Origin of the sequence: Bacillus sp. FJAT-42315, assembly GCF_002797375.1 — a bacterium.
Lineage (GTDB): Bacteria > Bacillota > Bacilli > Bacillales > Domibacillaceae > Bacillus_CE.
Map to the genome: position 1 here is coordinate 2080344 of NZ_KZ454941.1, position 26049 is coordinate 2106392.

30 protein-coding genes are annotated in these 26049 nt (G+C 38.6%); 8 read left to right on the forward strand and 22 right to left on the reverse strand.

Features of this window, described 5'->3' with window-relative positions:
• The coding region (locus CEF22_RS10320) for a CZB domain-containing protein (protein WP_198508055.1) at window positions 1-318 on the forward strand (318 nt) is incomplete at its 5' end.
• Between the two features lie 39 nt (window positions 319-357).
• Here CEF22_RS10320 and CEF22_RS10325 read toward each other — a convergent pair.
• From CEF22_RS10325 to CEF22_RS10340, 4 genes are all read right to left on the reverse strand, one after another.
• Window positions 358-957, reverse strand: a complete 600-nt coding sequence (locus tag CEF22_RS10325; RefSeq protein ID WP_095479078.1) for a response regulator transcription factor — start codon at window positions 955-957, stop codon at window positions 358-360.
• The gene (locus tag CEF22_RS10330; protein WP_157843219.1) at window positions 954-2090 is read right to left on the reverse strand and encodes a sensor histidine kinase; all 1137 of its coding nucleotides are present in this window, start codon (window positions 2088-2090) and stop codon (window positions 954-956) included. Before CEF22_RS10330 ends, CEF22_RS10325 begins: the two co-directional genes overlap by 4 nt.
• Before the next feature lie 145 nt (window positions 2091-2235).
• Entirely contained in the window at window positions 2236-3276 is a 1041-nt protein-coding gene (locus CEF22_RS10335; protein WP_100402798.1) for a Delta(5) desaturase DesA, read from the reverse strand.
• A gap of 311 nt (window positions 3277-3587) precedes the next feature.
• Window positions 3588-4325, reverse strand: coding sequence for a MerR family transcriptional regulator (locus CEF22_RS10340; protein ID WP_100402799.1), 738 nt, complete (start codon window positions 4323-4325; stop codon window positions 3588-3590).
• 213 nt (window positions 4326-4538) lie between these two features.
• Here CEF22_RS10340 and CEF22_RS10345 point away from each other — a divergent pair, with 213 nt between their 5' ends.
• Complete coding sequence (locus tag CEF22_RS10345) at window positions 4539-5531, forward strand: sporulation protein (protein WP_100402800.1); 993 nt, start codon at window positions 4539-4541, stop codon at window positions 5529-5531.
• Between the two features lie 64 nt (window positions 5532-5595).
• On the opposite strand, the gene modB is transcribed toward CEF22_RS10345, so the two are convergent.
• Window positions 5596-6252 carry a molybdate ABC transporter permease subunit gene (gene modB, locus CEF22_RS10350; RefSeq protein WP_100402801.1) on the reverse strand — a complete coding sequence of 219 codons (657 nt, stop codon included), beginning with the start codon at window positions 6250-6252 and terminating at the stop codon, window positions 5596-5598.
• 4 nt (window positions 6253-6256) lie between these two features.
• Window positions 6257-7054 (reverse strand): molybdate ABC transporter substrate-binding protein, encoded by a 798-nt coding sequence (gene modA / locus CEF22_RS10355; RefSeq protein WP_100402802.1) that lies wholly within the window; start codon window positions 7052-7054, stop codon window positions 6257-6259.
• 140 nt (window positions 7055-7194) lie between these two features.
• Between modA and CEF22_RS10360 the strand changes: the two genes are divergently transcribed.
• A complete protein-coding gene (locus CEF22_RS10360; protein ID WP_100402803.1) occupies window positions 7195-8121 on the forward strand; it encodes a substrate-binding domain-containing protein in 927 nt (308 codons plus the stop codon).
• 46 nt (window positions 8122-8167) lie between these two features.
• Here the strand turns inward: CEF22_RS10360 and CEF22_RS10365 are convergent, their stop codons facing one another.
• Complete coding sequence (locus CEF22_RS10365; protein ID WP_100402804.1) at window positions 8168-8650, reverse strand: DUF456 domain-containing protein; 483 nt, start codon at window positions 8648-8650, stop codon at window positions 8168-8170.
• Window positions 8651-8774: 124 nt separating this feature from the next.
• Here CEF22_RS10365 and CEF22_RS10370 point away from each other — a divergent pair, with 124 nt between their 5' ends.
• On the forward strand, window positions 8775-9083 hold the full coding sequence (locus CEF22_RS10370; RefSeq protein ID WP_100402805.1) for a hypothetical protein: 309 nt from the start codon (window positions 8775-8777) through the stop codon (window positions 9081-9083).
• 59 nt (window positions 9084-9142) lie between these two features.
• On the opposite strand, the gene CEF22_RS10375 is transcribed toward CEF22_RS10370, so the two are convergent.
• From CEF22_RS10375 to tnpB, 6 genes are all read right to left on the reverse strand, one after another.
• Window positions 9143-11707, reverse strand: a complete 2565-nt coding sequence (locus CEF22_RS10375; RefSeq protein WP_100402806.1) for a DEAD/DEAH box helicase — start codon at window positions 11705-11707, stop codon at window positions 9143-9145.
• Between the two features lie 94 nt (window positions 11708-11801).
• Window positions 11802-12509 carry a DNA alkylation repair protein gene (locus CEF22_RS10380; RefSeq protein WP_100402807.1) on the reverse strand — a complete coding sequence of 236 codons (708 nt, stop codon included), beginning with the start codon at window positions 12507-12509 and terminating at the stop codon, window positions 11802-11804.
• A gap of 314 nt (window positions 12510-12823) precedes the next feature.
• The gene (locus CEF22_RS10385) at window positions 12824-13909 is read right to left on the reverse strand and encodes an SDR family NAD(P)-dependent oxidoreductase (RefSeq protein ID WP_100402808.1); all 1086 of its coding nucleotides are present in this window, start codon (window positions 13907-13909) and stop codon (window positions 12824-12826) included.
• Between the two features lie 729 nt (window positions 13910-14638).
• Window positions 14639-15001, reverse strand: coding sequence for a DUF3221 domain-containing protein (locus tag CEF22_RS10390; RefSeq protein ID WP_100402809.1), 363 nt, complete (start codon window positions 14999-15001; stop codon window positions 14639-14641).
• A gap of 28 nt (window positions 15002-15029) precedes the next feature.
• A complete protein-coding gene (locus tag CEF22_RS10395; RefSeq protein ID WP_100402810.1) occupies window positions 15030-15539 on the reverse strand; it encodes a hypothetical protein in 510 nt (169 codons plus the stop codon).
• Between the two features lie 140 nt (window positions 15540-15679).
• Complete coding sequence (tnpB, locus tag CEF22_RS10400) at window positions 15680-16780, reverse strand: IS200/IS605 family element RNA-guided endonuclease TnpB (protein ID WP_100402811.1); 1101 nt, start codon at window positions 16778-16780, stop codon at window positions 15680-15682.
• A gap of 85 nt (window positions 16781-16865) precedes the next feature.
• Here tnpB and CEF22_RS18700 point away from each other — a divergent pair, with 85 nt between their 5' ends.
• Window positions 16866-17021 carry a hypothetical protein gene (locus CEF22_RS18700; RefSeq protein ID WP_198508056.1) on the forward strand — a complete coding sequence of 52 codons (156 nt, stop codon included), beginning with the start codon at window positions 16866-16868 and terminating at the stop codon, window positions 17019-17021.
• Window positions 17022-17392: 371 nt separating this feature from the next.
• Here the strand turns inward: CEF22_RS18700 and moaD are convergent, their stop codons facing one another.
• The 5 genes from moaD to CEF22_RS10425 are packed head-to-tail and all read right to left on the reverse strand — an operon-like array spanning window position 17393 to window position 20904.
• Window positions 17393-17626 carry a molybdopterin converting factor subunit 1 gene (gene moaD / locus CEF22_RS10405; protein WP_100402812.1) on the reverse strand — a complete coding sequence of 78 codons (234 nt, stop codon included), beginning with the start codon at window positions 17624-17626 and terminating at the stop codon, window positions 17393-17395.
• Window positions 17623-18096 (reverse strand): molybdenum cofactor biosynthesis protein MoaE, encoded by a 474-nt coding sequence (locus CEF22_RS10410; protein ID WP_100402813.1) that lies wholly within the window; start codon window positions 18094-18096, stop codon window positions 17623-17625. The genes moaD and CEF22_RS10410 overlap by 4 nt, the downstream gene beginning before the upstream one ends.
• The gene (mobB, locus tag CEF22_RS10415; RefSeq protein ID WP_100402814.1) at window positions 18077-18619 is read right to left on the reverse strand and encodes a molybdopterin-guanine dinucleotide biosynthesis protein B; all 543 of its coding nucleotides are present in this window, start codon (window positions 18617-18619) and stop codon (window positions 18077-18079) included. Before mobB ends, CEF22_RS10410 begins: the two co-directional genes overlap by 20 nt.
• On the reverse strand, window positions 18583-19872 hold the full coding sequence (locus tag CEF22_RS10420) for a molybdopterin molybdotransferase MoeA (RefSeq protein WP_100402815.1): 1290 nt from the start codon (window positions 19870-19872) through the stop codon (window positions 18583-18585). The genes mobB and CEF22_RS10420 overlap by 37 nt, the downstream gene beginning before the upstream one ends.
• A gap of 15 nt (window positions 19873-19887) precedes the next feature.
• On the reverse strand, window positions 19888-20904 hold the full coding sequence (locus CEF22_RS10425) for a thiazole biosynthesis adenylyltransferase ThiF (RefSeq protein WP_100402816.1): 1017 nt from the start codon (window positions 20902-20904) through the stop codon (window positions 19888-19890).
• Window positions 20905-21006: 102 nt separating this feature from the next.
• Between CEF22_RS10425 and CEF22_RS10430 the strand changes: the two genes are divergently transcribed.
• The 3 genes from CEF22_RS10430 to moaC are packed head-to-tail and all read left to right on the forward strand — an operon-like array spanning window position 21007 to window position 22583.
• Window positions 21007-21501 (forward strand): MogA/MoaB family molybdenum cofactor biosynthesis protein, encoded by a 495-nt coding sequence (locus CEF22_RS10430; RefSeq protein ID WP_100402817.1) that lies wholly within the window; start codon window positions 21007-21009, stop codon window positions 21499-21501.
• The gene (mobA, locus tag CEF22_RS10435) at window positions 21498-22073 is read left to right on the forward strand and encodes a molybdenum cofactor guanylyltransferase (protein WP_100402818.1); all 576 of its coding nucleotides are present in this window, start codon (window positions 21498-21500) and stop codon (window positions 22071-22073) included. The genes CEF22_RS10430 and mobA overlap by 4 nt, the downstream gene beginning before the upstream one ends.
• Window positions 22074-22094: 21 nt before the next feature.
• A complete protein-coding gene (gene moaC, locus CEF22_RS10440; RefSeq protein WP_100402819.1) occupies window positions 22095-22583 on the forward strand; it encodes a cyclic pyranopterin monophosphate synthase MoaC in 489 nt (162 codons plus the stop codon).
• A gap of 123 nt (window positions 22584-22706) precedes the next feature.
• Here moaC and CEF22_RS10445 read toward each other — a convergent pair whose 3' ends face one another.
• The 4 genes from CEF22_RS10445 to CEF22_RS10460 are packed head-to-tail and all read right to left on the reverse strand — an operon-like array spanning window position 22707 to window position 25777.
• Window positions 22707-23507 carry a formate/nitrite transporter family protein gene (locus tag CEF22_RS10445; RefSeq protein ID WP_100402820.1) on the reverse strand — a complete coding sequence of 267 codons (801 nt, stop codon included), beginning with the start codon at window positions 23505-23507 and terminating at the stop codon, window positions 22707-22709.
• A 46-nt stretch (window positions 23508-23553) separates the two neighbouring features.
• Window positions 23554-24570, reverse strand: coding sequence for a GTP 3',8-cyclase MoaA (gene moaA, locus CEF22_RS10450; protein ID WP_232726101.1), 1017 nt, complete (start codon window positions 24568-24570; stop codon window positions 23554-23556).
• Between the two features lie 54 nt (window positions 24571-24624).
• Window positions 24625-25422 carry a formate dehydrogenase accessory sulfurtransferase FdhD gene (gene fdhD / locus CEF22_RS10455; protein ID WP_100402822.1) on the reverse strand — a complete coding sequence of 266 codons (798 nt, stop codon included), beginning with the start codon at window positions 25420-25422 and terminating at the stop codon, window positions 24625-24627.
• Between the two features lie 10 nt (window positions 25423-25432).
• The gene (locus CEF22_RS10460; RefSeq protein WP_100402823.1) at window positions 25433-25777 is read right to left on the reverse strand and encodes a Na-translocating system protein MpsC family protein; all 345 of its coding nucleotides are present in this window, start codon (window positions 25775-25777) and stop codon (window positions 25433-25435) included.
• Window positions 25778-26049: the final 272 nt, after the last annotated feature.

Genomic DNA, 26049 nt, shown 5'->3' on the forward strand with positions numbered 1-26049 from the left:
ACCGATCATCTTCTTTGGAAATGGAAAATATATAATATGCTTCTCAATTTAGAAGAGATTGATTCTAAACAAGTCACTTCCTATAAATCATGTCGACTTGGGGCATGGTACTATAGTGACTTACATCCATCGATCAAAAAGAAACCAGCTTTTCAACAACTAGAAGAGCCTCATCAAGCAGTTCATCATTATGCAAAATTAGCCGTGGAACATTATGAACAAGGCAATAATGATGAAGCTCAATCTGCTTTTGAAGAGCTGCAAAAGGCATCAGAGCACGTAATGGATTTATTATCTCAGTTAGAAAAAGAAATCTAACCATTAATAAAAGGGCTACTTCTTCATGTAGCCCTCTGCTTATTTAAACCAGCCCTTCTCCTTTGATTGGGAGATCGCTTCAATTCGATTTTTCACTTCTAGCTTATCAAAAATAGTTGAAATATAATTCCGAACCGTCCCTGTCGTAATATGAAGCTCTGTGGCAATTTCTTTTGTGCTTTTCCCGTCAGCCACAAGAGCTAATACATCTTTTTCTCTCTCTGTTAAAGGATTTTCTTCACTATAAAAGTCATCCATTAACTCCGGAGCATAGATTCGACTGCCCGACATAATGCTTCGAATCGAGCTAGCCAACTCTTCGCTTGGGCTATCCTTTAATAAATAGCCACTTACCTTCGCTTTTAATGCTCGTTGAAAATAGCCTGTACGAGCAAATGTCGTTAAAATAATTACTTTACAGTCAAGCCCTTTTAGTTCTTCTGCTGCCTCTAGCCCACTTTTTCCTGGCATTTCAATATCCATAATACAGACATCCGGCTCTAATTGCTGCACAAGAGCAATCGCCTCTTCCCCATTCGCCGCTTGTCCGACCACTTCCATATCATCTTCTAAATTGAGCAAGGAACCTAAGGCTCCTAACAGCATCCGCTGATCTTCAGCAATCACTATTCGAATCATTTAAGACTCTCCTTTTCTCTCTGACGAATGTGATTAGGAATTTTCATAATCAAGGTCGTTCCATGATTGTTTACGACTTCTAATGTCCCGTTCACAAACTCTAGACGCTCTCGCATCCCTAACAACCCGCTACCTTTACCGACATTATTTTCTTCCACAAGACCAACACCATCATCTTGAACAAACAGTCGAACATGATCGGCTGTTTGTTCCACACGGATGTGACAAGTAGAGGCATGGCTATGCTTCACAATATTCGTCACCGCTTCTTTCATACACATACTTAATATATTTTCTAAGAACAAAGATACATTCGTTAATTTCAATTCTGGTTCACTAATTAATTCAATTTGAGCCGCCTTTAAAATTTGTCTCACAAGAACCATTTCTTCTGATAAGCGAGCTCCACGCATCGAGGAGACCATTTTTCTCACTTCTTTTAACGCGGTTCGAGCCGTTTGTTGAACGTCTGTCATTTCATTGCGAGCTTGCTCCGGATTTTTAAACACTAACTTTTGAGCTAAATCGCTTTTCAGGCCAATTAGTGAAAGCTTTTGTCCCAATGTATCATGCAAATCTCGGGCAATTCGTTGACGCTCTTCCTGTTTAACCAACTCTGAAATTCGATCATTGGCATCCTTTAATTTCACTTCAAGCTCTTCCTGCTTTTTCTTATTATAAATATTAAATGGAAGGAGAATAACACTAATCCAAATAATGATAATAAACGGCAGCTGTGATAAAAATAATTCATCTTGCAGAACGATATTATAATTAATCGAGATTGTCGTAGCGACAAGGTGAATCACATATAGCGTAATAAAAGCACCACGTTTTTTGATATGTCCATTATAATAGGCAATATAAAACGCAAAATAGACAAATTGAAACAGAATCGTCATCGTGATCGATATCGTGATCAGAATACAGGACCACAAATAAACAGGCCAATTATTTGAAATAAACGCAAACCGTAAAGAAACAAAAAACAAAACCGTTAAAATAATCCCAACAATAATTTCAACCGTCGAAGAAGATTGAAAAATAAAATAAAAAGGAAGAAAGCTCAAAATACTCCATATATAAGGGGCTGTTCCAGTACCTTTTTGAAAAATCTTCAATCGTTTCAACATATTTAAACCCTCATTCAATCATTTCACATCATTTCATCTATTATTTTACCATATCTTCCTAGCTAATAGCAGAAAAACCATGTATCCTCACTATAACGAAATGTTGTAAAAGAGGAAAGACACATGGTTTTTATGAATGAAGTGTTTATTTTTGTTTTACAGGAACATACGCCTGTTTCTTATTTCGATTGTTAGCATATTGTTTTAGTTCTTTAAACCCAATAAATTGATCGTTTTTATCATCCCATAAACGGAATTTCAACGAGGTTAAGCTCGTCGCTAATGTAACTGTTGGGACATTTTGTAAAGGTTTCGTCTCATTATGAGCCTCTTCAAGCTTATAATTCGGAACTCTTGGACTTAAATGATGAACATGATGGAAACCGATATTCCCTGTCAACCATTGCAATGGCTTAGGAAGCTTGTAGAAAGAACTTCCCTCTACCGCTGCTTTCACATAATCCCAATGTTCATTTTCTTCAAAGTAAGAATCTTCAAATGTATGTTGTACATAAAACAACCATACACCGACAGCGCCTGCAATTAAAAAGATCGGCGCTTCAACTAAAAGGAAGGCTTTCCAACCTATCGTCCAGCAAAGAAGAGCGATGATGGAAACGATTGCTACATTTGTGAAGTACACATTTAATCTCTCTTTCTTTCTTGCCCCTTTTCGGTTAAAACGATTCGTAATCAAGAATACATATGTCGGTCCAATTCCAAACATCACAATTGGGTTACGATACAAACGATACGCGATCCGGCGCCATAGTGGAGCTTCTAAATACTCATCCACCGTTAACATCCAAATATCTCCCGTTCCGCGCTTATCTAAATTACCGCTCGTTGCGTGATGGACTGAATGACTATGCTGCCATTGATAAAACGGGAAGAACGTCAAGATACCAGTAATTGTACCAACAATTTGATTCGCTTTGCGATTTTTAAAGAATGAATTGTGGGTGCAATCATGAAAGATTATAAAAACCCGTGTCATCAAAAAAGCACCAACTGTAGCAAAAACTAAAGTGAGTAAATATGAAATCTCGAGACTTTGGTAAGCCAAAATCCACATGAGAATAAAAGGAACGATCGTGTTAAATAACTGTCGGACACTATCTTTTGTACTCGATTTCTCAAACGGAGCCATTTGTTTTCTTAATTGCTTTTGTTGTTGAATCGTCATGTCTTTCCCCTTCTTTCCTTGATATCATCATTGTAAAGAAGGAAAATGACTCTTTGAAGTAGCACCCGTCATATAGGGAGTATGATAAATGTCATGTCCCACTGAAAAAGCTAGAGTAGATGCGGGTTTAAACGAATAATTTAGGTGTTATTTTTCAAAAAATTCATTTTTTATACGAGCGTTCGCTTTGTCAATTGGTGAAATAACCATTTAAAAGATCTCTAGAACAAAGAGAATATCCCAAAAGTCCTTTTTTTCATAGACTTTTGGAATATCCCTTTTTAAATAAGTTTACATAATATAATTATGATTCACTTGTTATTATCAGCATACACAGCCATCGCATCTCGCATAAATCGAGCTAATCCTTCTCCGTATTGATCAATGTTCTTCGTAAAGCGCTCATCATCCACATACATTTGCCCTAGCCCTTTAAAAGCTTCAAGCGAGTAATTCCCCATTTTATTCAAAAAGTTATACCATTCTTTAATCACTTCTTGTGCTTCCTGAGAGGCTGGAGAATGATGACGAAGAGCGGCCAATTTTTTATAGATGACATCCCATTCCTTAGACATTTCTTTTTGCTCATCTTTTGTTATATTTCCTATTTTCTTGTTAGACTCATCCACCGCCTGATCGCCCCAGCGCTCCCTTGCTTCTTGTTCGTATGGATTATGACTAAAATCAAACCCTGCAAATTTCTCTTTGTTGGACATGTTAATTTCCCCTTTCATATGTTGAATCGTTTGATCAATCGTCCCAAGCATTCGATCAATTCTCTGGCGCTTCTCCAGCAACATTTTTCGATGGAGTTGAAGAGCCTCTTCCCGGTCAAATGAAGGACTGTTAATCACTTCTTTAATCTTTTTCAAAGGAAAGTCTAGCTCTCTGAAAAATAAAATCTGTTGCAACGTCTCAAGGTTGTCGTTAGAGTATAGGCGATATCCCGCTTCTGTTACCTCATCAGGAACCAATAATCCGATTTCATCATAATGATGCAGAGTACGTACACTAATCCCAACTAAATCAGATACTTCTTTCACTCTCATTCCTTATTGGCCTCCCTTCACCACTAACAATAAAGTATGACGTAACGTTAGAGTCAAGCGCTAAATAACTTCCTTTTATAAGTTAAACGAGAGGATGTGTCGTTTTTGCAAAAAATTATATTTTTCAGAAAATAAAACTATAACGTTTGACTGTATGGTTTTCTATATGCTAAATTTTAGCTAATTTATAATGACATAGAGGAGAGAAAAAAGATGTTAAAAAATTTTTTGGCCCGCTTTGGAAAGGGTGCCGCTAAAGTTGATTTGCGTTTTGAAAATCGTCCGTATGTTACTGGTGACATAGTAACTGGAGAAGTACATATACAAGGCGGAGAAGTAGAACAAAAAATAAACAGTTTGTCTGTCCGCCTTATGATGAATGTCACAACAAAGGAAGGAAAGGTAACTCGAGAGGTTACATCCATTCCACTTGCAGGAGCAGGTGTCATTTCGGCTAAAGAGCTAAGAGTAATCCCTTTCACATATACAATTCCATTAAATTTACCAGTTTCAAGACATAAAGTATCTTATTATTTTGATACACAGCTGGATATTGACGGTGGCTTTGATCGTACAGATGTAGATCACTTAATGGTAGATGTGCAAAAACCAGTGCGAGCTATTTTTCAAGCATTAGAACATCTAGGATTTCGTGAAAAAGCAAACTCTGGAAAATTAGATAAATACGGTCAAGAATTTGCCTTTTCACCAACAGGAATGTTTTCTGGACAAGTGAACGAGGTAGAACTTCGTTTTGCATATGAAGACACAGGTGTATATGTGTGGATGGAAGTAGACTGTCGACAAGGCTATCAAGAAATTGAAGCAAAAAGAGAGTTTTTCTTAGAAAATTTAGTACTGCAATATGAAACGCAGTTAGTAAAGCTGTTACAACAATATATAACAGAAGCGGTAGAAAACCCTTATATGTATGAACAACCATTCTCTTATAAATCTAACTCTGCTTATCATGGTACCCACGGTAGTTCATTAAATGGAATGGTTGGTGGTTTAGCGATAGGGATACTAGGTAGTATGTTGCTGAGTGAAATAATGGATAGTCTAGGTGAAATGGCTGAAAATGCAGCAGAAGGTTTCGGGTTTGAAGAAGATGATTTTGAAGAAAATGACTTTGAAGATGATGGCGACGACGGTGGATTCTTTGATTTCGGTGATGATGGCGGTTTTGATGGTGGGGATGATTAAGATGAATAGGCAGAGAGGATTCTCTGCCTATTTTTTGTTTACTAGCTTCATATAATCAAAATGATTAATCTTTCATTAAGTGCACAAAAAGCAACAGTAAAAACGAAAGACTAACCATACAAATCACCCACATCCAAGCCATCTCCATATTGCCAGAATCAATCGCAATGTAGATGGCTAACGGCGTGGTCTGCGTTTTTCCTGGGAGATTTCCGGCAAACATTAACGTCGCACCAAACTCTCCTAGCGCTCTAGTAAAACTTAAGATTCCACCTGAAATAATCGCTTTTAAAGCGAGTGGAATCGAAATGAAAAATAGAATTTTCCACTCACTTGCTCCATCTACACGGGCAGCATCTTCTATGTCATGATCAACTGCTTCAAATCCAGTTTTAGCTGATTGGTACATGAGCGGAAACGCAACGACAGTCGAAGCAATGACAGCTGCCCACCAAGTAAACATGACAGGCTGGTGAAATAACCACTCGATCACTTGTCCGATGACGCTATTTTTTCCGAATACAATAATTAATAAAAAACCGACGACAGTAGGTGGTAACACTAAAGGCAACAGTAAAATTGTTTCCAAGATCACCTTACCTTTAAATGAGCGATTCGCCATGATCTTCCCCAATAAAATGCCGGTCACTAATACAATGAACCCTGAGACAACGGCAATTTCAACGGAAAGCTTGACTGGTGACCAAAAATCGGTGGCCATTGAATTAATTTACCCCTTTAAAACCATACTTTTCAAATGTTTCCATGGAGGTTGAGCTTTGTAGATATTCATAAAAGGTTTGTGCTTCTTTTTGATGAGCACTATCTTTAATCACTCCTACCGGATAAATAATCGGTGTATGTGTTTCTTCTTTAGCCGTAGCTGCGAGATCCACTTTCGTTGAAACCATCGCATCTGTTTTATAAACAATCCCAGCTTCTACATTGCCCGTTTCTACATATGTAAGTACTTGGCGCACATCTTTGGCGTAAACGATCTTCTGTTCAACGTCTTTCCACACCTGTAAGTTTTCTAACGATTCCTTTGCATACTTTCCTGCAGGTACGGATTCCGGTGTACCGATTGACAGTTTCTCTACTTTTTTCAAGTCTTCAAATGTTTGAATGTTTTTACCTGTCTCTTTTGGAACGATCAATACTAATTCATTCGCAAGAAGGTCTGTTCCTTTTTCCTTCTCAATCATTCCTTCTTCTACTAATTGATCGAATTTATCCTCTGCCGCTGAGAAAAAGAGATCGACCGGTGCTCCTTGAGAAATTTGTTGTTGCAAGGCACCTGAACCACCAAAGTTGTAAACAATCTTCACGTTTGGATGTTCCTTTTCGTAAGCAGCTTTAATATCATTTAATGCATTTTGTAAACTAGCAGCAGCAGAAATCGTTAATTCGACTGATTCTTGCTTCGCTTTTTCTTCCGTTTTGCTTTCTTCCGAAGAAGAACATCCGGATACGATGCTAAACATGAGCATCATTAAAATGATTACACCATAAAACTTTTTCATTTTTTTCTTCCTTCCTAAACTAATCATAACAAACCATAACTAATTATAATTAGTTATAACGAAAAAGGAAAGACTTAATAAAAAGGATTTGTGACAAAGCACGGACGAATGAGATATGATAGAAGGATGGAGGGATAGACATGCCAAAAGAGCTTTCCTATACGATTGAGGAAGTTGCACAATTATTAAAGGTATCAAAATTGACAATATATGATCTTGTTAAAAAAGGAGAATTACCTGTATTCCGTGTAGGTAGACAAATGCGGATGGATGCGAACGACTTGGAGATGTACATCAAGAAACAGAAAACAGGGTCATCTCCTAGCCCTGCAATGACGCTGCCTAAACCGCCAACGAAAGAAACCACGGCAATTGTCATTAGTGGACAAGACCTTGTTCTTGATTTATTAGGAAAATACATTGAAAAAAACTCGCATTATAAAACGCTGCGTTCGAATACTGGAAGCTTCAACAGTTTGATCTCGATGTACAACGGAGAATGCGATATCGTTAGTTTACATATGTTTGATGGGGATTCTAGTGAATACAACCTACCTTATGTGAAAAAGATATTAGTCAGCCATCCTTATATTTTATTGAATTTAGTTTCGCGAAAAGCCGGTCTTTACGTTCAAAAAGGAAATCCCTTAAACATCAAGACTTGGGCCGATTTGAATCAAGAACATGTGACAATCATCAATAGAGAAAAAGGATCAGGCGCAAGAATTCTGCTTGATGAACAGCTTCGCATCCATCAAATCTCTCCGTCAGAAATTAGAGGATATAATAAAGAGGAAACGAATCATCTCGGTATTGCTTCTGCCGTGGCAACAGGCGCGGCTGACGTTGGAGTAGGTATTGAAAAAGCGGCTAAAATCGTCGGGGTCGATTTTGTACCATTGATTACTGAACGGTATGATATCGTCATCTTAAAAACACCAGAAAATAAACTGCTTATTGATCAAGTGAAGGATATACTTACTTCTACATCTTTTCATGCAGAAATCCAATCACTTGGAGATTATGATCTTTCACAAACAGGCTCGATCATTTATGAAACTTTCTAGAACCATAATAAAAACGCCCTTCTTATGGAGGACGTTTTTATTATAATTAAATGATCACTTCAATGACAAACCAAGTAATCATGATTCCTTGAATTAATGCTTTTGCGAGGGTGCCGCTTAAAAAGCCGACAAATGTCGCATACCCTACAAAGAATGCTTGTTTAACATCCTTTAAAATGATGAGTTCCGTCACAAGTACAGCTACAAACGGAACGATTAGAATGCCAAAAGGTGGTATAACAAATGATCCAACAATAACGGCGACGGCTGCGACTCCTTCGCCCCATTTGGATCCCCCATATTTTTTGACAAAATAACTGTTGGCCAGCATATCCGCCACGAATATTAGCGCTGTAAATACCGCCATCGCAATCCAAAACAAGATGGACAGCTCATCATTATTGATCCCGAAATGATAGAGAAGGAATCCTCCCCATATGACTAAAACGGATGGAATAATCGGGAAAATCAACCCAACAAAGCTTGCAATAAATAATACGACAATGCCGATCCAAATAGCGATAGACATAAAGTTGCTCCTTTCTACTTCATCATAAAACACATTTGATGACTAGTTCTATCCTTATATACGGATGGACATGCATAATGGTTCCCTTTAAAATTAAAAAATAAAGTATTAAGGAGATTTAATAATGAATCAAAAAGAATTAGAAAAACAAATGATAGAAAATTATCAACGAGATGAGCAGATGATGATCTTAGTATTTGCTCAATGGTGTGTAAACCATGACCTTAACCCTGAAGAGTTATATGGGCGTGCTTATCCACAACAGATGGCCAATCCAGCCTTACAACAAGCCATCGATTTAACCGTACCGAAAGAAGAAGCGGGCGACATTCACGATGACACTTTATTAAATGTTCTTTCACTATTCGGCAACGAAGAGCTCGCGTTTATTGTCACTGAGGAAATCGCTGCTCAACACAAACACAAGCTCTAAAATACAGCGGCTGTCTCATAAAAAGATGATTTATTTTTGAGACAGCCTTATCCTTTTAATTACCACCTATTCCAGTATTGTTCTTGCCTTCTTTGATGACATGAATCGCATATTGGAAATCTGAAATCAGCTGGCAACCTTCTTTGACACTTCCGACATGTTTTATGAATATGTTTCACTTCTGTTTGTAACTGCTCATGCACCCGCTCACTAATCTCTTCTCGCATCCGTTCCCAATAAATCGCTTCTGTTGACTTATTTAACTTGTATAAAAACAGCAAGTGCAGACCGAGCGCTTTATAAGCAAGCTCCAACTCTTCTAAGCTGTTCGTTTTCCATTTCGGTTCAGGAAGTTCCGCCCCTTCCACAATCGCCTTCATCGTCATTAGCCATTGCTTCGTTAAACCAGAGTCCTTCGTTGAAAACGGCAAATGTAAAAAGCTATATAAATCCGACATGGAAAGCCTCGCTTCAATGTCACTACCAGCCACTAATGAATATAGTTCTTTTTCCTGTGTAAGCGCCGACTTTTTCGTTCCTTTTGGGCTTTTGAATTTTTCCCATAGTTCAAAAAAAGTTCCTAAATTGCGGTCATACGTTTGAAATCGATCAAACACGCTCGGTGTCGGGGCAATCGCAAACGAGCTAACAGGGGTATCTTGTTTTTCTAAAAGGCTCATCATTTTTTTAATATCCGAAGTAAAGGCGACTTTTCCGACGGGATACATTCCTTTACGACCCGCTCGGCCAGCAATTTGTTTTACTTCTTGTGACGTTAATCTCCTTCTTCTCGTCCCATCAAATTTTTCATTTTTTAAAAAGACGATACGGCGAATCGGTAAATTAACGCCCATTCCAATCGCATCCGTAGACACAATCACATTCGTTTTTCCATCGATAAACTGCTGCATTTGCTTCTTTCTCGTTTCCGGCGGCATACTTCCATAAATCATACTAACCGCATGCTTATTTCTTTTCAAACTCGCCGCTGTTTCCAGTACTTCTCTTCGTGAAAAACAAACGAGAGCATCACCAGGTTCCACCTTAGAAAGCTTAAATGGCTTGGATTCCACTTGAAGGGGAAGCTCGCGCTCGTATTCAATCAGTTCATACTCACTCTCTCCTAAAAGCTGAATAAGCATCTCTTTAATATTTTTACTACCAATAATATGTACTTCTTTCGCGTTCGCTTTCGTAATCGCTTTATACCAAGAAAACCCGCGATCTTTATCTGCAAGCATTTGCGCTTCATCGATGACGATTAACTCATAAACATCTTTTTCATGGAACATCTCGACTGTGCAAGCAGCATGGCGGGCAGCAGGTTGAGTTTTTTCCTCTTCACCTGTTTTCAAAGAACAAGGAATTCCATCCTTATTTAATTTATCGTACACTTCTAGAGCTAGTAGACGAAGCGGAGCCAAATAAAGACCGCTACTCGCTTGTTTCATCCTTTGTAATGCCTGGTGTGTTTTTCCTGTATTGGTCTCACCAATATGTAGCACATATCGAACATTTCTCTCGACAGAAGGCTGATACTCTTGGCCAAAAAGCTCTGACAGCAACCGTTCTTCTTCTGCTTTTTTTCGCTCAAGCTCTGCCCGTTCAAATGCCTCTCGCTCTTCTCTTTCTTGTACATGTCGTTCATATATTTCTTGATGAATGCGCTCATCAAATGGTAGCTCAGCGATACTTAACAAATCCACCACATACTCTTCTAATAGTTGGTCAAATACGAGCGTCCCACTATCGACTAACGGATGGTCATAATACTCTAGTAACGCTTCTTCTGTTAGTGGCTGTTGAAATACCTCTTCATATTCTGCTTTTACAGAAGCCGGGATATGCTCCATCAGCACCTCTAATGTGCGCTCAATCCACTCTTGTTCAAAAAACTCAATATAACGGTCATTATACGTTTCGTATTCAACTTCCTCTCTTCCCCAATCGAATGTTCGTTGAAATTCCCCCGTACATTCATACGAAAACTCTTCTAAGCTTGAATACTTCTCTGAATCAAAATGACCATCCTCCACTAATTCATGCTCAAAAGGATAGATTTCCACAAGGTTGTATTTTGTTTCTTGCAAATTCTCAGCTAATTGTTTAGCAAATAGATGTCGAAAGCTTAAATATAAGTAAGTATCCTGCTCGTCTAAAATACGTTCGACGATGGGTTCCAGTTGTTGAAGTAGTTCTTGTTGTTTTCTTTGTTGACGCAGCTCTTGCTCGTATTTTAAATAATTTATTCTCGCTTGTTCATATGTAGTAGACCATGTAAGTTCATTTTGAAATTTATGTTGTAACCAGTTGATGACATCAAAAGGTTGATAGCTTCTAATTTCCGTACGAAATAGTTGATTAACTAATTTTCGATTCCCTTCCTCGATATTGATTCCTTTTTCATTTAAATATTTTCTTTTCTCTTTCCTCGAAAGCTCGTTTGATGCTTTATTGACCCAGACATTTAACCAAATTTGCTCAGCGAACTCTCCTCTTTCTAACAAATATTGTTCAAAGGTTGGCATTGTCTCTTGTCTACCGAGGTAGCGACTAATATCTTGACGAACTTTTTTTTTCGTTAATTTTACCGCTTTTTCATATGTTTCGACCCATTTAGTCATTTGTATCTCCTTTTTTATCTTATCAAATTTCTTATTGAAGTAACTTCAATAAGAAGAGTGTCAATCCTTCTCAGATCAACACCCCGACACGCAGCTAACATCTTACATATTTTCGTTTGAAACCGAGCCTCCCTCTATCTATTTCTTTTTGAATACTTTCGTAAGCATTGAGGAAACTGCTTTTTTTCTTGTCCCGTTTGACTTCTACTGTACCTACTGCCTTGGCGGTCTCAACTGCCTTTTCATGTAGCGGTAGATAGGAAATCCCCACGGTATATAGAAAATTATTCATAGCGGATTTTGCTCGTTCTGGTGAATCATGAATCGTATTTTTTACCATATCAAGCATAGCAGAAATTTTACTTTCGGAGAATTCAGTATCTTTGCGATTCCCTAACAGCCAGCAGTAGCAACTCCAGCCTGCTGACATTCTCAGTTCTTCACCGCTTGCGATCCATTTATCAGCAACATCTTGTGCAATATCTGACTCGGATAAAGTGACTGCCACCACGTAATCAGACAGCATATAAAAATACGCTCCATCCATCCAACGATCAAAATCCGATTCAGTCATAGCTTTTGGATCTGCAATAATGCCTGCAAAGTACATGGCATCATAATTACCTGTGGCATACAGTTCTTCTGCTAAACATTGATTTCTTTTGATTTTTTTTGCAATTGGTTTCATAGCGCCTGTAGCCACACCAAAAATCGGCTCGTGCGCACCGTTGGATATATACATTTTTTTAGATCGTTCTTTACCGAGGGCTTCAAGATTCTGCATAACTGTTTCGGCATCCATTGGGCGTTAACTCCCTTCCTTATTATATCAACCAATTTATTTATATTCTTTAGTTAGCTGAGAAGCCGTAAAACTTGTTTTCAACGTACGATACATGAAATCCCCTCTCTTGTCATCATTATAAAACGAACGTATGATCCTATCAAGATCAAATAGAAAACTCTATCCTTTTTTCTTTCGACAAGGATGGGGAAGGAGAATTCTCTCGGATTATGTTAAAAACTACAGAAACGACTTGATGGTTACTTTACACCCTTCTTATAAGAAATACAAAAACGCCCCTTTCACTTGCAGAGGCGTCTCGCTTCTTATAGTTACTGGTTCACTAACACTTGATCTGTTTTCTTGCCATTCCGCTTTTGAAAACCATGAACGATTCGTAAAAGCATGTCTTTGTCCATGCGAAGATGCTCTTCTTTGCCTTGTTGTAGCAACTCTTTCGTATGGCCATCATGGAAAACAATCGAACGATTTAAATAGTCTTTAAACACTTCTAACGGTTCATTCATTTTTTGCTCCCGGCTCGACAGGCTGTCCTTTTGCTCGTACGGTGTGATCTCAACCGAATAAAAGTCAAAGGCTTCTTTAACCGTTTCTAACACTTCCTTATTGGTCGGCGGTGCAGGGTTCGTAATATTATAGATCGTATTGCTTTTTCCATATACTAAACCTAATGCCAATACTTTCGTGACATAATCAACAGGCACAATGTTTGAAACAGCGTCCTTTTCCATTAACAAATGGAAGATTTCTTGTTCGTGATTTGGCTTTCTTTTCGCTTTTTTCTTTAATAATTCAATCGTACGTAAGATGCCATAAAGGCCAAAGGTAGTATCCGCTTCCCCTGTCTGTGAATCACCAATAATGATCGCCGGACGCATAATCATCACATCGAAACGATCACTAGCCGACATAACTAAATGCTCGGCATGGCACTTGCTTTCTTCATAAGAATTAATAAACGTCGATTGAAGAGGATAAAGAGATTCGATTCCTTCTGTCCGCTTCCCTAATGTGTAGGCTGTGCTAACATGAAAGAATGTTTTCGCCTGAACGAGTTCAGCAAAATCCAGCACCCGCTTCGTTCCTTCTACGTTCATCTCAAAAGATGCCTCGCGATCATTTTCATCAAAAGAAAGAAGAGCAGCCGTGTGATATACGGCATCGATTTGTCCGTTCAATGATTGTAGCTTAGATGATTCGATCCCTAAAAGCGCTTTCGTTAATTCCCCTTCTACTGGATGCACATTTGCTCGATGCTCGACCTTTAATGTTTGCACGAGCGCATCAAACTTCTTTACATTTCGTACTAAAGCATAAATGTGATGCCCCTGTTCTACTAATCTTTTAATTAAATTAGAACCGAGAAAACCCGTTCCACCTGTAATAAAAATATTCAAACGTCCTCTTCCTTTCACTAATTCAAACTTCTATAAAGAGAATGAGTGAAACATTCATCTCATTCTGTACGTTGTTTCTATCATGGGAATGCTTATAATTCACCATTTCTCAGTATAGCATAGTTTAACATGAATGATAGGATATGTTTCGATAAAGTGAAACTTCAATTAGTAATGAAAAATTCTTGACACACAAAAATAGAAGGTGAAGCAAATGGTCGTACTTTACATCACCTTCTTGAAAAAATCTATTACACCGCTGTGTAGTATTCTAGACACAAACGATGTATCATCAATTGCTAGAAAGCATCCTACTTTTGCTGCCTGTTTTGATGAAGGCTTATTATTGTTGGTTTAGAATAAAGCTACAAATGTTGATTTTATAATGGAAGAAACCCAAGCATTTTGAAAAAAGATTGATCAAAATGGATTCTTTTCTTTTTGAATGAACTTCTCCGTTTATAAAATGGTTTGATCAAAACTCACTTAGAGTTCTTTAATTTAAAGAGGCAAAGTATCGCAACTGTTTTACAAACATCGTGACTTTATTCAAAAAATCGCGTCATTTTTATAAACTTCGTAACTTTATTTTATAGCCATAGAAGGGGATCATAGACAATTAATGTAGCAAATACACAGCACTTTCAGGTAGACAAGTGATGTCTCGTGTAATGTTTGAACTCTTTGACGGGAGACATTATAAAGATTTCAAGCTATACAATTCCACGTTTATTTGATGACCTTAATCCAATAAGCATTCGCACGCCCTGGAGAAGTAAGTTGAACTTTTCCATCAAAATAAATTTTCACCTTTTGCTCAGGTTTTAACTTATTGGCTGGAACATACCAAGGTAATTGGAAAATCGTTCCCTCGTTTTCGTAAGTAGCAAATACATTATTCTTTAGTTTTTTATATTTAGAAATATCTTCAACAACTAGTATTTGTGTCCCTTTGCCCTCAGCTTCAGTAGAAATATTAGCAATATAGCCAAACTCGGTAGGTGTGAAATAAAAGAAAGCACCCCCCAAAAATAGTAAAATAGAGAAGAGTCCTAAAATAAAAATAGATATTCGTTTTTTGACTGTGTTCAATTTAATGTTCCTTCCTTTTTAATCTGTATTATATCTTAGACTTAAATGTTAAAAAGTTATTGAATAACCATAAAAGTAAATTTTCAGAGATTATTTTTAAGTCAAGTTGATTGGTTTCTTCATTTAATTCTAGTCTATATTTTTCATTTATATCAAGTTGATTGGCATATTTTTTAAAGTCATTCTGCATTTTAACTAGTTCTTTATTTGAATATTTTACAGGCTTAATTAAAATGTCATCAGGATCTTTTTTCTTTAACTTCATAGCAACTTCTTTTAATGACCTTTCATTACTCAAAGTATTTACAGATTGAGAGTGTTCTTTGTACTGAATCACCATTCTATTTCCAGTAAAATAATAGTCACCTTCTTCCTCAATGTTTTTCATAGTTTTATTAAAGCTCTTTAATTCTTCCTCTAATTCTTTTAATATTTCTTGTTGGTGTATTCCGTCGTCAATAATCTTTTGGTTTTGGCTATCTAATTCTGAAAAACTTTCAGCATTTGCGACTTGAAAATCAATTGAACCCTCCCCCACTTAACGCTCTTACGAGTCGTTTGAAGTGGGGGATTCTGTTTCCTGCGAACACCAGTGTATCCACCAGTTATTGAGCAGGCTTTCCTCCGCAGTTCCTGCGGTTAGGTCGTCCAAGCGGCTTACGCCTCCGACAGTCTATTTCAATTTATTAGCCTTAATGCTTCCTTTTTAAGATTTGTAGCTGCATTGATATCCCGGTCATGGTCTGTGCCGCAAGAAGGACAAGTCCATTGACGTAAGGCGAGACGTTTCACTTCTTTATGCTGATGACCACAAGAAGAACATAGTTGAGAACTCGCAAACGTCTTGGATACGACAACGATTTGCTTTCCATACCATTTCGCCTTATATTCAAGCATTTCTCGAAATTGCGACCACGATGCTTCGCTAATGGCTTTCGATAGCTTTTCGTTTTTTAGCATATTTGACACTTGCAAATCTTCTATGCCTACAATGTCGTGATTTTTGACAATATAGGTAGAGATTTTGTCTAAATAGTCTTTTCTTGCGTTGGTGATTTTTTCATGAATACGAGCTACTTTGATTCTTGCTTTGTTCCAATTAGAACCGCCTTTTGTTCGTCTACTCATCACTTGTTGGGCTTTAGCTAGTTTTTGCTCCAATGCGCGGAAGAATTTTGGATTATGAAACTTTTGCCCATTACTTAATATTGCAAAATCACTTAACCCTACATCCACTCCAACAGAAGAATTAGTCTTAGGTAATTCTTTCACTTTTGTTTCTGTAAGAATGGATACAAAGTACTTTCGGCTTGGATTCCGTCTGATTGTTACATTTAAAATCCTACCTTCTATTTCTCTGCTTTTGGCAAATTTAACAAATCCGAGTTTAGGCAATTTGATCGTATGTTCGACGATAGCGATGTTCCCGTTTGTGTGTTTCGTTTTGTAGGATTGAACTTTGTTCTTTTTGGACTTAAAACGAGGAGCGTCATTTTGTTGGTTGAAAAAGCGGTCAAACACATCTGAGAGGTTTTCCAGAGAAGACTGCAAAGCAATACTGTCTGGCTCTTTCAGCCACACAATTTCTTTCTTCAGTTGTGTGAGTTGTTTCGAACATTTGTTGAAAGACAGACCTTTTCCTGTCTGTTTATAAGTATCATTCCAAAGAGATAGGAAATGATTAAAGACAAATCGACTGGAGCCAATGGTTTTGTTGATCAGAATCGCTTGTTTTTCTGTCGGATAGATACGAAACTTATAGGCTTTATGAACGATCATGAGTTTCACCTCCTCATCCATTATGTTATGATATACATATTATACCAATTAAGATGTTATTTGTATATCATTTAGGGGTGAAAACATGGAAAAACAATCAGTTGTATTACGATTTCCTAAAGTTCTTTTAGAGAGGGTGGATGCCTACAAAGAGCAAAAAGGGTTTGGGACTCGCACCCAAACTATTTTCCATTTGCTACAAGTAGCTCTCGAACAGTCGGACAATCGAGAGGGCAAATAGCCATCCCTTGTCCGAAGGTGATTCATCCCCCACCTACTCATTGGGCTATCGCCCTACACATTCCTTGAGGTGGGAGTCTTCTCGCCTAAAAAGATAAAGTTTAGTCAATTTTCGAGTAAAAAGCACCGAAAATAAAAAGCCAAGAATGTTGATTTTACGACATTCTTGGCTTTTGCTATTTTTAATTTCCTGGCTGAAAAATCACTTTTTGGACAGCCCCAGTATGGACAGTTCTATTAAACTTTAAACAAATACTATTTAGCGAGGAAGCTTTAATTAGTCAAGTTCTTCTTTAAAGAGAATAAAAACTCTCGTCGTCCTTCCTGTGTTTTTATCAGTGAGGCGACGGGAGTTTTATTCTGGTTGATGATTCACCCACCACTCACCGGCGGAATAAAAGCGATCGTATCTCCTTCTTTGACAATCGTTTCATCCATTGCAAAGTTTTCATTAACAGCGGCCATGACTTGATGTAAAGAAGAAACTTGATAACGCTCTTCTATCCACTTCTTCACTTGCGAAACGGTCATTTCTAGTGCTTCAATCGTTAATTGGCTCTCTCCGATTTCTTCTTGTAAATGAGCAAATAATAAAACAGTAATCATTGGAATCCTCCTTCTTTTTCTGGTTTGCCATCTGGATAAGGGACGTTTTCAAGCTGATCGCCAACCCATTCTGTTCCATCTTCCCAAAACTCTTTTTTCCAGATTGGGACAATTTGTTTAATTCTTTCAATCGCATATTCATTCGCTTCGTAAGCCGTTTTGCGATGAGGCGAAGAGACAGCGATCACAACAGCAATATCAGAAATGTCCAATCGTCCTGTACGATGAGTAATCGCAACTTTTGCATCTGGCCATTTCCCCTTTATTTCTTCAGCAATTTGGGCAAGCATTTTCACGGCCATTGAAGGATAAGCTTGATATTCTAACTGGAGCGTTTTCTTCCCTTTTGTTAACTCACGAACAGTGCCGATAAAAACCGTAGTCGCTCCCGCATTTCTGCTAGCGACTTTCTTCGTCACTTCCTCTGTCACAATCGGTTGATCGGTAATTTCAAATAACGTTTGTTCCATCTTGTTCCCTCACTATTCTTATTAAAAAATCGATATATTGCTTGTCATCTACTATCGGAAAAGCCGGATAGGGTAGGTCATTGGATAAATGACATGCCTCCCAATATATTACACATTGAATGTTAGATAACGAATGAAGCAATGGAATATCTTCCGCACTACGTAATAAGACAACTTTTGGATAACTTTCTTGTTTATAACCTTCCACAAAAATCACATTGATGTCAAAGGTTTGATACAACGTCAGTAATTGTTGAAGGCTCCATGCTTCGCGTTTAACCGTTAAGGATAATACACCGGCTCCTTCTACGCCCGAAACGACTGCCCCAGCTTGATAATGCCGCACACTATCCTTCGATGCTGATTCATTCACAGGAACTCCGCCGTGACCGTGATGCTTAATGGAGGCAGAGAGAAGCCCTTCACTAGTTGCACGATGAATCAGTTTCTCCATTAACGTCGTTTTTCCGCTATTTTGAAAGCCGACTACCTGTAGGATGGAACAATGTCGTGCCAAGGCCACTCACTTCCTTGAAGATCTTCTAATAACAGCACATCAACGACCATTCCTTTTTCATACCCTCTCGTTCCCCCTGGAAGCACGATGAAGGCATTGGCCTCTGCCAGTGAAGAAACCGCACTGGATTTATTAAAGCCAGATGGCGACGCGACTAGTTGACCATCATTGAAGGAAAGATTCGCACGTACAAATCTTGTAAAAGGATTGGGCTTTTTGAAGTCTCCTCCTAGAATAGCTTGCTCTCTTCGTAAATGAGGCGAGGAATTCCATGAGAACGTACGAATGATTGGGCGCACAAATAATTCAAATCCGACATAACAAGCAGATGGATTACCAGAAAGCCCGAATAACAATTGGTTATTTAACTGAGCAACCGTCGTGACACTGCCTGGTCGCATCGCAATTTTATTAAATAACACTTTTGCCCCTAATTGCTCGTAGATTTCCGGCAAATAATCATAGTCTCCAACCGATACGCCACCAGTCGTAATCAGAAAATCGACTTCTTCGATCGCTTCTTTGACAGCGGCCACACAAGTATCCAACTCATCGCTGAATTTACCGAAGTAACGCGCTTCTCCACCTGCTCTTTCAATTTGTGAAAGAATCATATAAGCATTGCTATTACGGATCTTCCCTGGTTGTAGCGGTTCATTGGCATCTAATAGCTCACTACCTGTAGCTAACACACCGATGACGGTTTTTTTCACAACTGGTACTTCGTGATAGCCAAATGTCGCAAGCAATGCCGAAACACCTGGATTGATGTATGTTCCCTTCTTGACTAAGACGGCTCCTTTTTTCATATCTTCCCCTTGAAAAGAAATATTGTCGCCGCTTTGATAAGGACGTTTAATCTCCATATAGCTTTTATCATTCTCTTCATATGCCCGAGCCAACTCAAGCATAACGACAGCATTACAGCCTTGCGGAATTTGAGCACCTGTCATGATACGTACCGCTTGTCTCTCTTTCACCTGCTCACTAAAAACAAATCCAGCGCCAATTTCTCCAACTACTTCAAACGAAATCGGTTGTTCTGCACTCGCTGAAATGCTATCTTCCGCTCGAATCGCAAATCCATCATAAGGTGAGCGATCAAAGGAAGGTACATCATGATCAGCGATCAAATCTTCTGCTAAAAAACGACCGTATGCCGAGGGCAAAGACACGAATTCTTTTTTTCCTTGCTGAGCAAATTCCATCACTCTTCGTACCGCTTCTTCTACGGCGATCGGGGTTCTTTTTTGTAACATGTTTCACCACTCCTTTTATCCTAATAAACGATAATAAAGACTTCTAGCTTGCTGAATATCATTTGTTCCATGAATCAATACGCGGCCACCTTGAAAAATGACGAGGCGATAATCGTCTAATTGACAAGAAAGCAAATACGGATTTCGGTGAATAGCTCCTTGATGGCCTAACTGTCTTTCTAAACGATCGAAGTCATAATTCATTTCGTTAGCCGGCCGAATTTGCACCGTATTACGCCCACATAAAACATCCGTTTTCGTTTGATTTTCATAAGCTAAATACGGATAAATTCGAGCTTCTCCGCAAGATGGGCAATGTTGATCTTTTACTGTATCTAATTTTACGGCATAGTGCTGATTTTTCCATAAATCAAACGTTAAATACGTATTTCTAACAGCTTGGATATCTCCAACTAAAATTTTTAAAGCTTCTGCCACTTGATACGCGGCAACCATTTGAACAGCTGGACTAATAATACCGACTGTATCACAAGTAGCTCCCGTGTTTGGTACCTTTTGAAGGAGACAGTGAAGACAAGGCGTTTGTCCCGGAATGATCGTATAGGTCGCTCCATAACTCCCTACACAAGATCCATATACCCATGGAATATCATGCTTTTGCGACAAGTCATTGATTATGAAACGAATATCAAAGTTATCCGTCCCGTCTATCATCACATCGACGTCTGTCAGCAATGGCTCTAGCGTATCAGCTCGCGCATCCATAACTAGTCCTTGGATGTCAACATCAGAGTTAATATTCTCTAACCGATTTTTCGCTGCGACTGCTTTTGGTAATTGTTCTTTCGCGTCCTGCTCGCTATAGAGCTGCTGGCGCTGCAAATTACTCCATTCCACGTAATCTCGATCAATAATCGTCAACTTGCCAACGCCAGCCCGGACGATCGCTTCTGCACTGGCACTTCCTAAAGCCCCTGCTCCTACAATTAACACGTGCTTCTTTTGGATATTTTCTTGTCCTGAGTTTCCGATTGGTTGAAATAACTGCTGTCTTGAATATCTTTCGCTCACGGAATGACCTTCCTTTCTCTATGTAAATTTTCATTTGACGTTTTTATTTTTGCTATTATAATGGAGTCATTGATTTTATGACTATGAAAAGGAGGAATATGGATGCATCCAACTCATTCAAGTACATCGGTCTCCGCGGCGATTTTAACCGTTAGCGACACGAGAACCGTAGAAAATGATCAAAGTGGTCAACAGATTAAAGCCTTGCTCGAATCCGCTACATTCCAGGTTGTTCAACATCAGATTGTGAAAGATGAACAACTAGCCATTATAGATAAGGTTCAAGCCTGGTGTGAAGATCCAAACATTCATGCGATTATCGTCACCGGAGGAACCGGGTTTACTCCAAGGGATGTCACCTATGAGGCTCTCACATCCCTATTTGAAAAAGAAATGACAGGCTTCGGAGAATTATTCCGCTCCTTGAGTTATACGGAAATTGGCCCACGAGCGATGTTCAGTCGTGCTGTTGCTGGCTGTAAAAACCAAACCGCTATTTATGCTTTGCCAGGGTCCACCAATGCCGTCAAATTAGGTATGAATCAACTCATTATCCCAACTGTCCAACATTTTATTGGGGAGTTAAACAGACAATGACGATGGCCGGCGTCGTATTAGCAGGTGGCAAATCCTCTCGTTATGGCAAACCAAAAATGTTTGAACTGTACGAAGGAAAATGCTTATATGAATATAGCTTAGATGCGTTAAGAGAGCACTCTCTTCATCCATTGATTATTTCTACGAATCCAGACTTGTTGCCAAAATTTAAGCAAGTAGACGTCCGTTTTGTCATTGAAGAAGAACAAAACTATCAAGGACCATTATTCGCCTTACATCATATCATGTCTTCGGTGCCAGATAGCGAATGGTTTTTTGTCCTGGCTAGTGACCTACCTTTTATGACTTCTGCTTTCGTCGAAACGATGATTTCACTCACAGAAGATCAATATGATGCGATCGTGCCCACGCAGTCGAATCGAATTCAACCGCTTACGGCACTGTATCACCGAAGAAGCCTAGACAAAGCACAACTGCTTCTGCAAAACAATAAAAAAAGCATGCGAGCATTATTAGACCAATTAACTGTACGTTACGTACCTTTCGCCAACGATCAACAAGAGTTTATTAACATCAACTCGAAAGAAGATTGGCCTAAAGAAATCAAATAATACATACTTCAGGAGGATATTATGAGTAACTTTACCCATTGGAATCAAGACGGTCGACCGAAAATGGTCGATATTTCACAAAAGGACGTCACAAAACGGACAGCCATCGCTAAAAGCACGATTGCTATGTCTAATGAATTATACGAAGCCATTCAACAGGGTCTGATTAAAAAAGGTGATCCAACACAAGTCGCTCAAATCGCAGGAATTATGGCCGCGAAAAAAACGTCTGACCTCATTCCGATGTGTCACCCGATCATGCTCCAAGGAACCGATTTTACCTTTGACTACGAGCAAACGAACGAAGGATATGACTTGCATATGCAAGTCACCGTTAAATGTCAAGGAAACACCGGCGTTGAAATGGAGGCTTTAACAGCTGTATCTGTCGCTGCCTTAACTTTCTACGACATGTGCAAAGCGGTTGATAAATCGATGGTCATTAAAGAGACTCATTTAGTCCAAAAAACCGGCGGCAAAAACGGTGACTTTTTCCATGAACGTACATAAAAAACCCGGCATTTGCTGGGTTTTTTATGATTTGTCAATTATGAATGAAACGGTTGAACGAACACCTTCCGCTTTCGAGCTTTCGGATCGTCTAGCTTCGAAACAGTCGGCTCTACTTTCGTATTAAGAAATTTTTTGTAACTTAGTTTGTTGTACTTGTTGTTTTGGGTAAGACATGAAGTAAGCCATTCCGACAAATACAGCTCCTCCAACAACATTTCCTAAAAATGCGGGAACAACATTTCCTAAAAACTCGATCCATGTTACATGTCCAGAAAAGATGGCAGCTGGAATAACAAACATATTGGCAACAACGTGCTGGAATCCAATCGCAACAAACGCCATGACTGGGAACCAAATACCAAAGATTTTCCCAGCAAAATCATTCGCTCCGTAAGCTAGCCAAACAGCTAGACAGACAAGCCAGTTACAACCAATTGCAGAAATAAACGTTTGCATAAAGGAATCAGCAACTTTTGCCTCAGCAATTGCTACCGTTTTATCTAAAAATGGTCCTGTTTCTGTTAAACCGACAACATGACCAAAAAAGTAAGCGACAAATAAAGCACCAATTAGGTTCGCTAACGTAACCCAAAACCAGTTACGAGCTAAGTCTGCTACTGTAATTCTTCGAGCATAAAGTGCCATAGGTACAGACATCATGTTTCCAGTAATTAATTCTGCACCAGCAAGAATGACTAAAATGAGCCCCAATGGGAAAACAGCTGCTCCTAAAAATCCAGCAAAGCTTCCCCACTCTGGTGGCATACTTCCTATCACTCGAATATCAAGTAAAAATCCTAACGCAATGAAAGCTCCTCCTAAAAACCCAAGTATAAGCATTGTTGTTATCGGTAATTTTGCCTTTCCAACACCCGCTTCAATGGCTATTTCTGTAATTTTATCTGGTTTATTAAAAGCCATGCCTACATTCCTCCAATTTACCTCTTGTTATCAAATTTTCTTCTTTCTATCCACCAATATGAGACATTTCTACTTTCGTATTTGTCCGCGGGCGGGTCTGATTGGTCCGCTCATCAGAATAGCGGTCGCTTCGATGACTCCAAACGCTTTCGATAATTCCAGCAATAGCGTCATCACTTTGTCCCGAACGGAGCAGTTCTCGAAGGTCGGTTCCAGCTGTAGCAAATAAACAAGTATACAGTTTTCCCTCAGCAGAAATCCGCGCTCTTGTACAAGTGGAACAAAATGAATCGGTCACCGATGAGATGATCCCAATTTCTTGGTCGCTATCGATGTAGCGATAACGAGTTGCTACTTCTCCACTGTAATTCGGTGCCATCGGTTCGATGGGAGAAAATTGATTCACTTGATTCAATATTTCTTGCTTAGACGTCACATCATCTAAACGCCATCCGTTCGAATTACCTACATCCATGTACTCAATAAAGCGAAGGTTGTGCTTTTTCTCTTTAAAAAAGCGAGCCATTGGAATAATATCTTGGTCGTTTTTCCCTTTTTGTACGACCATATTTACTTTAACTTTCATACCTACTTCTGCTGCTTTTTCAATGCCTTCTAACACGGTCTTTACTTTTCCTCTGTTACCATTCATCGCTAAAAAACGTTCTTCGTTTAATGAATCCAAACTAACAGACACACGTGATAAACCCGCTTTCGCTAAGGTTTCCGCATGCTTTTTCAACAGTGCTCCATTCGTTGTTAAAGCGATGTCCTCTACTCCGTCGATTTGATCGATCCGTTCAATTAGTTCTGGCAGATTCCTTCTTAACAGCGGCTCTCCACCGGTGATTCGTATCTTTTTCACACCAAAAGAAACAAAAATTTTGACTAATCGTTCCATTTCATCAAATGATAAAATTTTATCAGAAGGTAAAAAAGAATAATCACTTCCAAAAATCTCTTCAGGCATACAGTATCGACAGCGGAAATTGCAACGATCGGTCACTGATAGACGTAAATCTCTTAAAGGGCGACGCAGCTTGTCCTGTACTTCTGTATTCATCTTCTTCACCTCTTTTCTTAAATTAGTGGTTTTCATCGTTAGCTATCTTTCAAATTATGAGTTCAGCTTAATTCTTTCAGGACAAGTGTAAATATTTAGTGATTGCTGACGAATGAACCCAACAGTTGTTATACCTAATTGTTCAGCTAATTGTAAAGCTAATTCTGTCGGAGCGGACTTCGAAAGTACGATTTCACATCCTATTTTTGCTACTTTCAGCAAAATTTCTGATGAAATTCTCCCACTAAAAACTAATACTTTATCCCCTATAGAGATATCATTTCTTAAGCAGTATCCGTATATTTTATCAAGCGCATTATGCCTCCCAATATCCATTCTGCTCAAGATTGTCCCATTTATATCACATAGAGAAGCATTGTGAACCCCGCCCGTTTGTTGAAACGTGACGGCCGAGTTTTGCATGTCATTCATTAAGCGAAAACAATCTTCTGGCGTAATTTGTACGCGGACTTGATCCATCTTTTTTGCCGTTAAGGCGTCGTTAACAAATACAAAACCTTGTCTACTCATCCCACAGCATGAAGTGATATATCGCTTATTTTGAAACTTGTGATAGTAAGGGTTTACTTTCTTTGTTTTTACGTGAACAAAGCCGTCTTTTTCTTGAATCGATATATCTTCAATGTCTTCAAATTTGCGAATAATATTTTCTGAAGCAAGATAGCCAATCACCATATCTTCAATATGCTCGGGGGTACAAACCATTGTGACAAACTCCTCTTGGTTAATTTTCACCGTAACCGGGTACTCTGTCACAATCACATCTTCTACCTTTTCTACTTGACCATTGTCTACACGAATAATTTCTCTCTTTACTTCCGCTTCCCTCATCTTTGACCTCCTAATCTATATCTTTATCAAAAATAAACACGGAAACTGCCATATCTTCTTCGATCTTGATATCGGAAAATAAATGGACTAATTTTGCCCCCATTAATTCTTCCATTCCCTCAGGAGTTGCTTTCGAGTACACTTCTTGAATCATTCTCGTTCTTGCTGCATGAACCATCGCAACCCCATCTGGCGTACTCGCAATAAATTTTTCTGTCGGTGTCAAGTTTCCATAAAGCGTGGATATTGCCATCTTTTCAACGAATATAGTGTGAATCCGTTCCGGCCCTTTCCCAAACAGATCTTTACGAAGTTTACGAATGATATCATTGAATTCATGAACTTTTTTAGACATAATAGGCATTCTCCCATCATAAAAAATACTTATTAATATTTTTGATAAAGCGATTTCACCCTTACAATTTGTTAATGATAAATCAACTTTGCTAAAATTTAAAGGAGAAGTTTGTGATAATTATTCTCACAAAAGATGTTTTATAGTTTATATTGTTTATTTTCTGGGAAAGAGCTATAATAAGCGATGGTGCAGATGGATCCGGAATATTTTCCAATGTTTTAGGTCTATCGGTTTATTAAATAAAAACTGGATTGGTCTTTTAGTAAGAT

Bases quoted from the DNA above. Each gene is read 5' to 3' on its own strand.
- CEF22_RS10325 (WP_095479078.1), bottom strand. From the start codon at position 957: ATGATTCGAATAGTGATTGCTGAAGATCAGCGGATGCTGTTAGGAGCC.
- CEF22_RS10330 (WP_157843219.1), bottom strand. From the start codon at position 2,090: ATGTTGAAACGATTGAAGATTTTTCAAAAAGGTACTGGAACAGCCCCT.
- CEF22_RS10335 (WP_100402798.1), bottom strand. From the start codon at position 3,276: ATGACGATTCAACAACAAAAGCAATTAAGAAAACAAATGGCTCCGTTT.
- CEF22_RS10340 (WP_100402799.1), bottom strand. From the start codon at position 4,325: ATGAGAGTGAAAGAAGTATCTGATTTAGTTGGGATTAGTGTACGTACT.
- CEF22_RS10345 (WP_100402800.1), top strand. From the start codon at position 4,539: ATGTTAAAAAATTTTTTGGCCCGCTTTGGAAAGGGTGCCGCTAAAGTT.
- modB (WP_100402801.1), bottom strand. From the start codon at position 6,252: ATGGCCACCGATTTTTGGTCACCAGTCAAGCTTTCCGTTGAAATTGCC.
- modA (WP_100402802.1), bottom strand. From the start codon at position 7,054: ATGAAAAAGTTTTATGGTGTAATCATTTTAATGATGCTCATGTTTAGC.
- CEF22_RS10360 (WP_100402803.1), top strand. From the start codon at position 7,195: ATGCCAAAAGAGCTTTCCTATACGATTGAGGAAGTTGCACAATTATTA.
- CEF22_RS10365 (WP_100402804.1), bottom strand. From the start codon at position 8,650: ATGTCTATCGCTATTTGGATCGGCATTGTCGTATTATTTATTGCAAGC.
- CEF22_RS10370 (WP_100402805.1), top strand. From the start codon at position 8,775: ATGAATCAAAAAGAATTAGAAAAACAAATGATAGAAAATTATCAACGA.
- CEF22_RS10375 (WP_100402806.1), bottom strand. From the start codon at position 11,707: ATGACTAAATGGGTCGAAACATATGAAAAAGCGGTAAAATTAACGAAA.
- CEF22_RS10380 (WP_100402807.1), bottom strand. From the start codon at position 12,509: ATGGATGCCGAAACAGTTATGCAGAATCTTGAAGCCCTCGGTAAAGAA.
- tnpB (WP_100402811.1), bottom strand. From the start codon at position 16,780: ATGATCGTTCATAAAGCCTATAAGTTTCGTATCTATCCGACAGAAAAA.
- CEF22_RS18700 (WP_198508056.1), top strand. From the start codon at position 16,866: ATGGAAAAACAATCAGTTGTATTACGATTTCCTAAAGTTCTTTTAGAG.
- moaD (WP_100402812.1), bottom strand. From the start codon at position 17,626: ATGATTACTGTTTTATTATTTGCTCATTTACAAGAAGAAATCGGAGAG.
- CEF22_RS10410 (WP_100402813.1), bottom strand. From the start codon at position 18,096: ATGGAACAAACGTTATTTGAAATTACCGATCAACCGATTGTGACAGAG.
- CEF22_RS10420 (WP_100402815.1), bottom strand. From the start codon at position 19,872: ATGTTACAAAAAAGAACCCCGATCGCCGTAGAAGAAGCGGTACGAAGA.
- CEF22_RS10430 (WP_100402817.1), top strand. From the start codon at position 21,007: ATGCATCCAACTCATTCAAGTACATCGGTCTCCGCGGCGATTTTAACC.
- mobA (WP_100402818.1), top strand. From the start codon at position 21,498: ATGACGATGGCCGGCGTCGTATTAGCAGGTGGCAAATCCTCTCGTTAT.
- moaC (WP_100402819.1), top strand. From the start codon at position 22,095: ATGAGTAACTTTACCCATTGGAATCAAGACGGTCGACCGAAAATGGTC.
- CEF22_RS10445 (WP_100402820.1), bottom strand. From the start codon at position 23,507: ATGGCTTTTAATAAACCAGATAAAATTACAGAAATAGCCATTGAAGCG.
- moaA (WP_232726101.1), bottom strand. From the start codon at position 24,570: ATGAATACAGAAGTACAGGACAAGCTGCGTCGCCCTTTAAGAGATTTA.
- fdhD (WP_100402822.1), bottom strand. From the start codon at position 25,422: ATGAGGGAAGCGGAAGTAAAGAGAGAAATTATTCGTGTAGACAATGGT.
- CEF22_RS10460 (WP_100402823.1), bottom strand. From the start codon at position 25,777: ATGTCTAAAAAAGTTCATGAATTCAATGATATCATTCGTAAACTTCGT.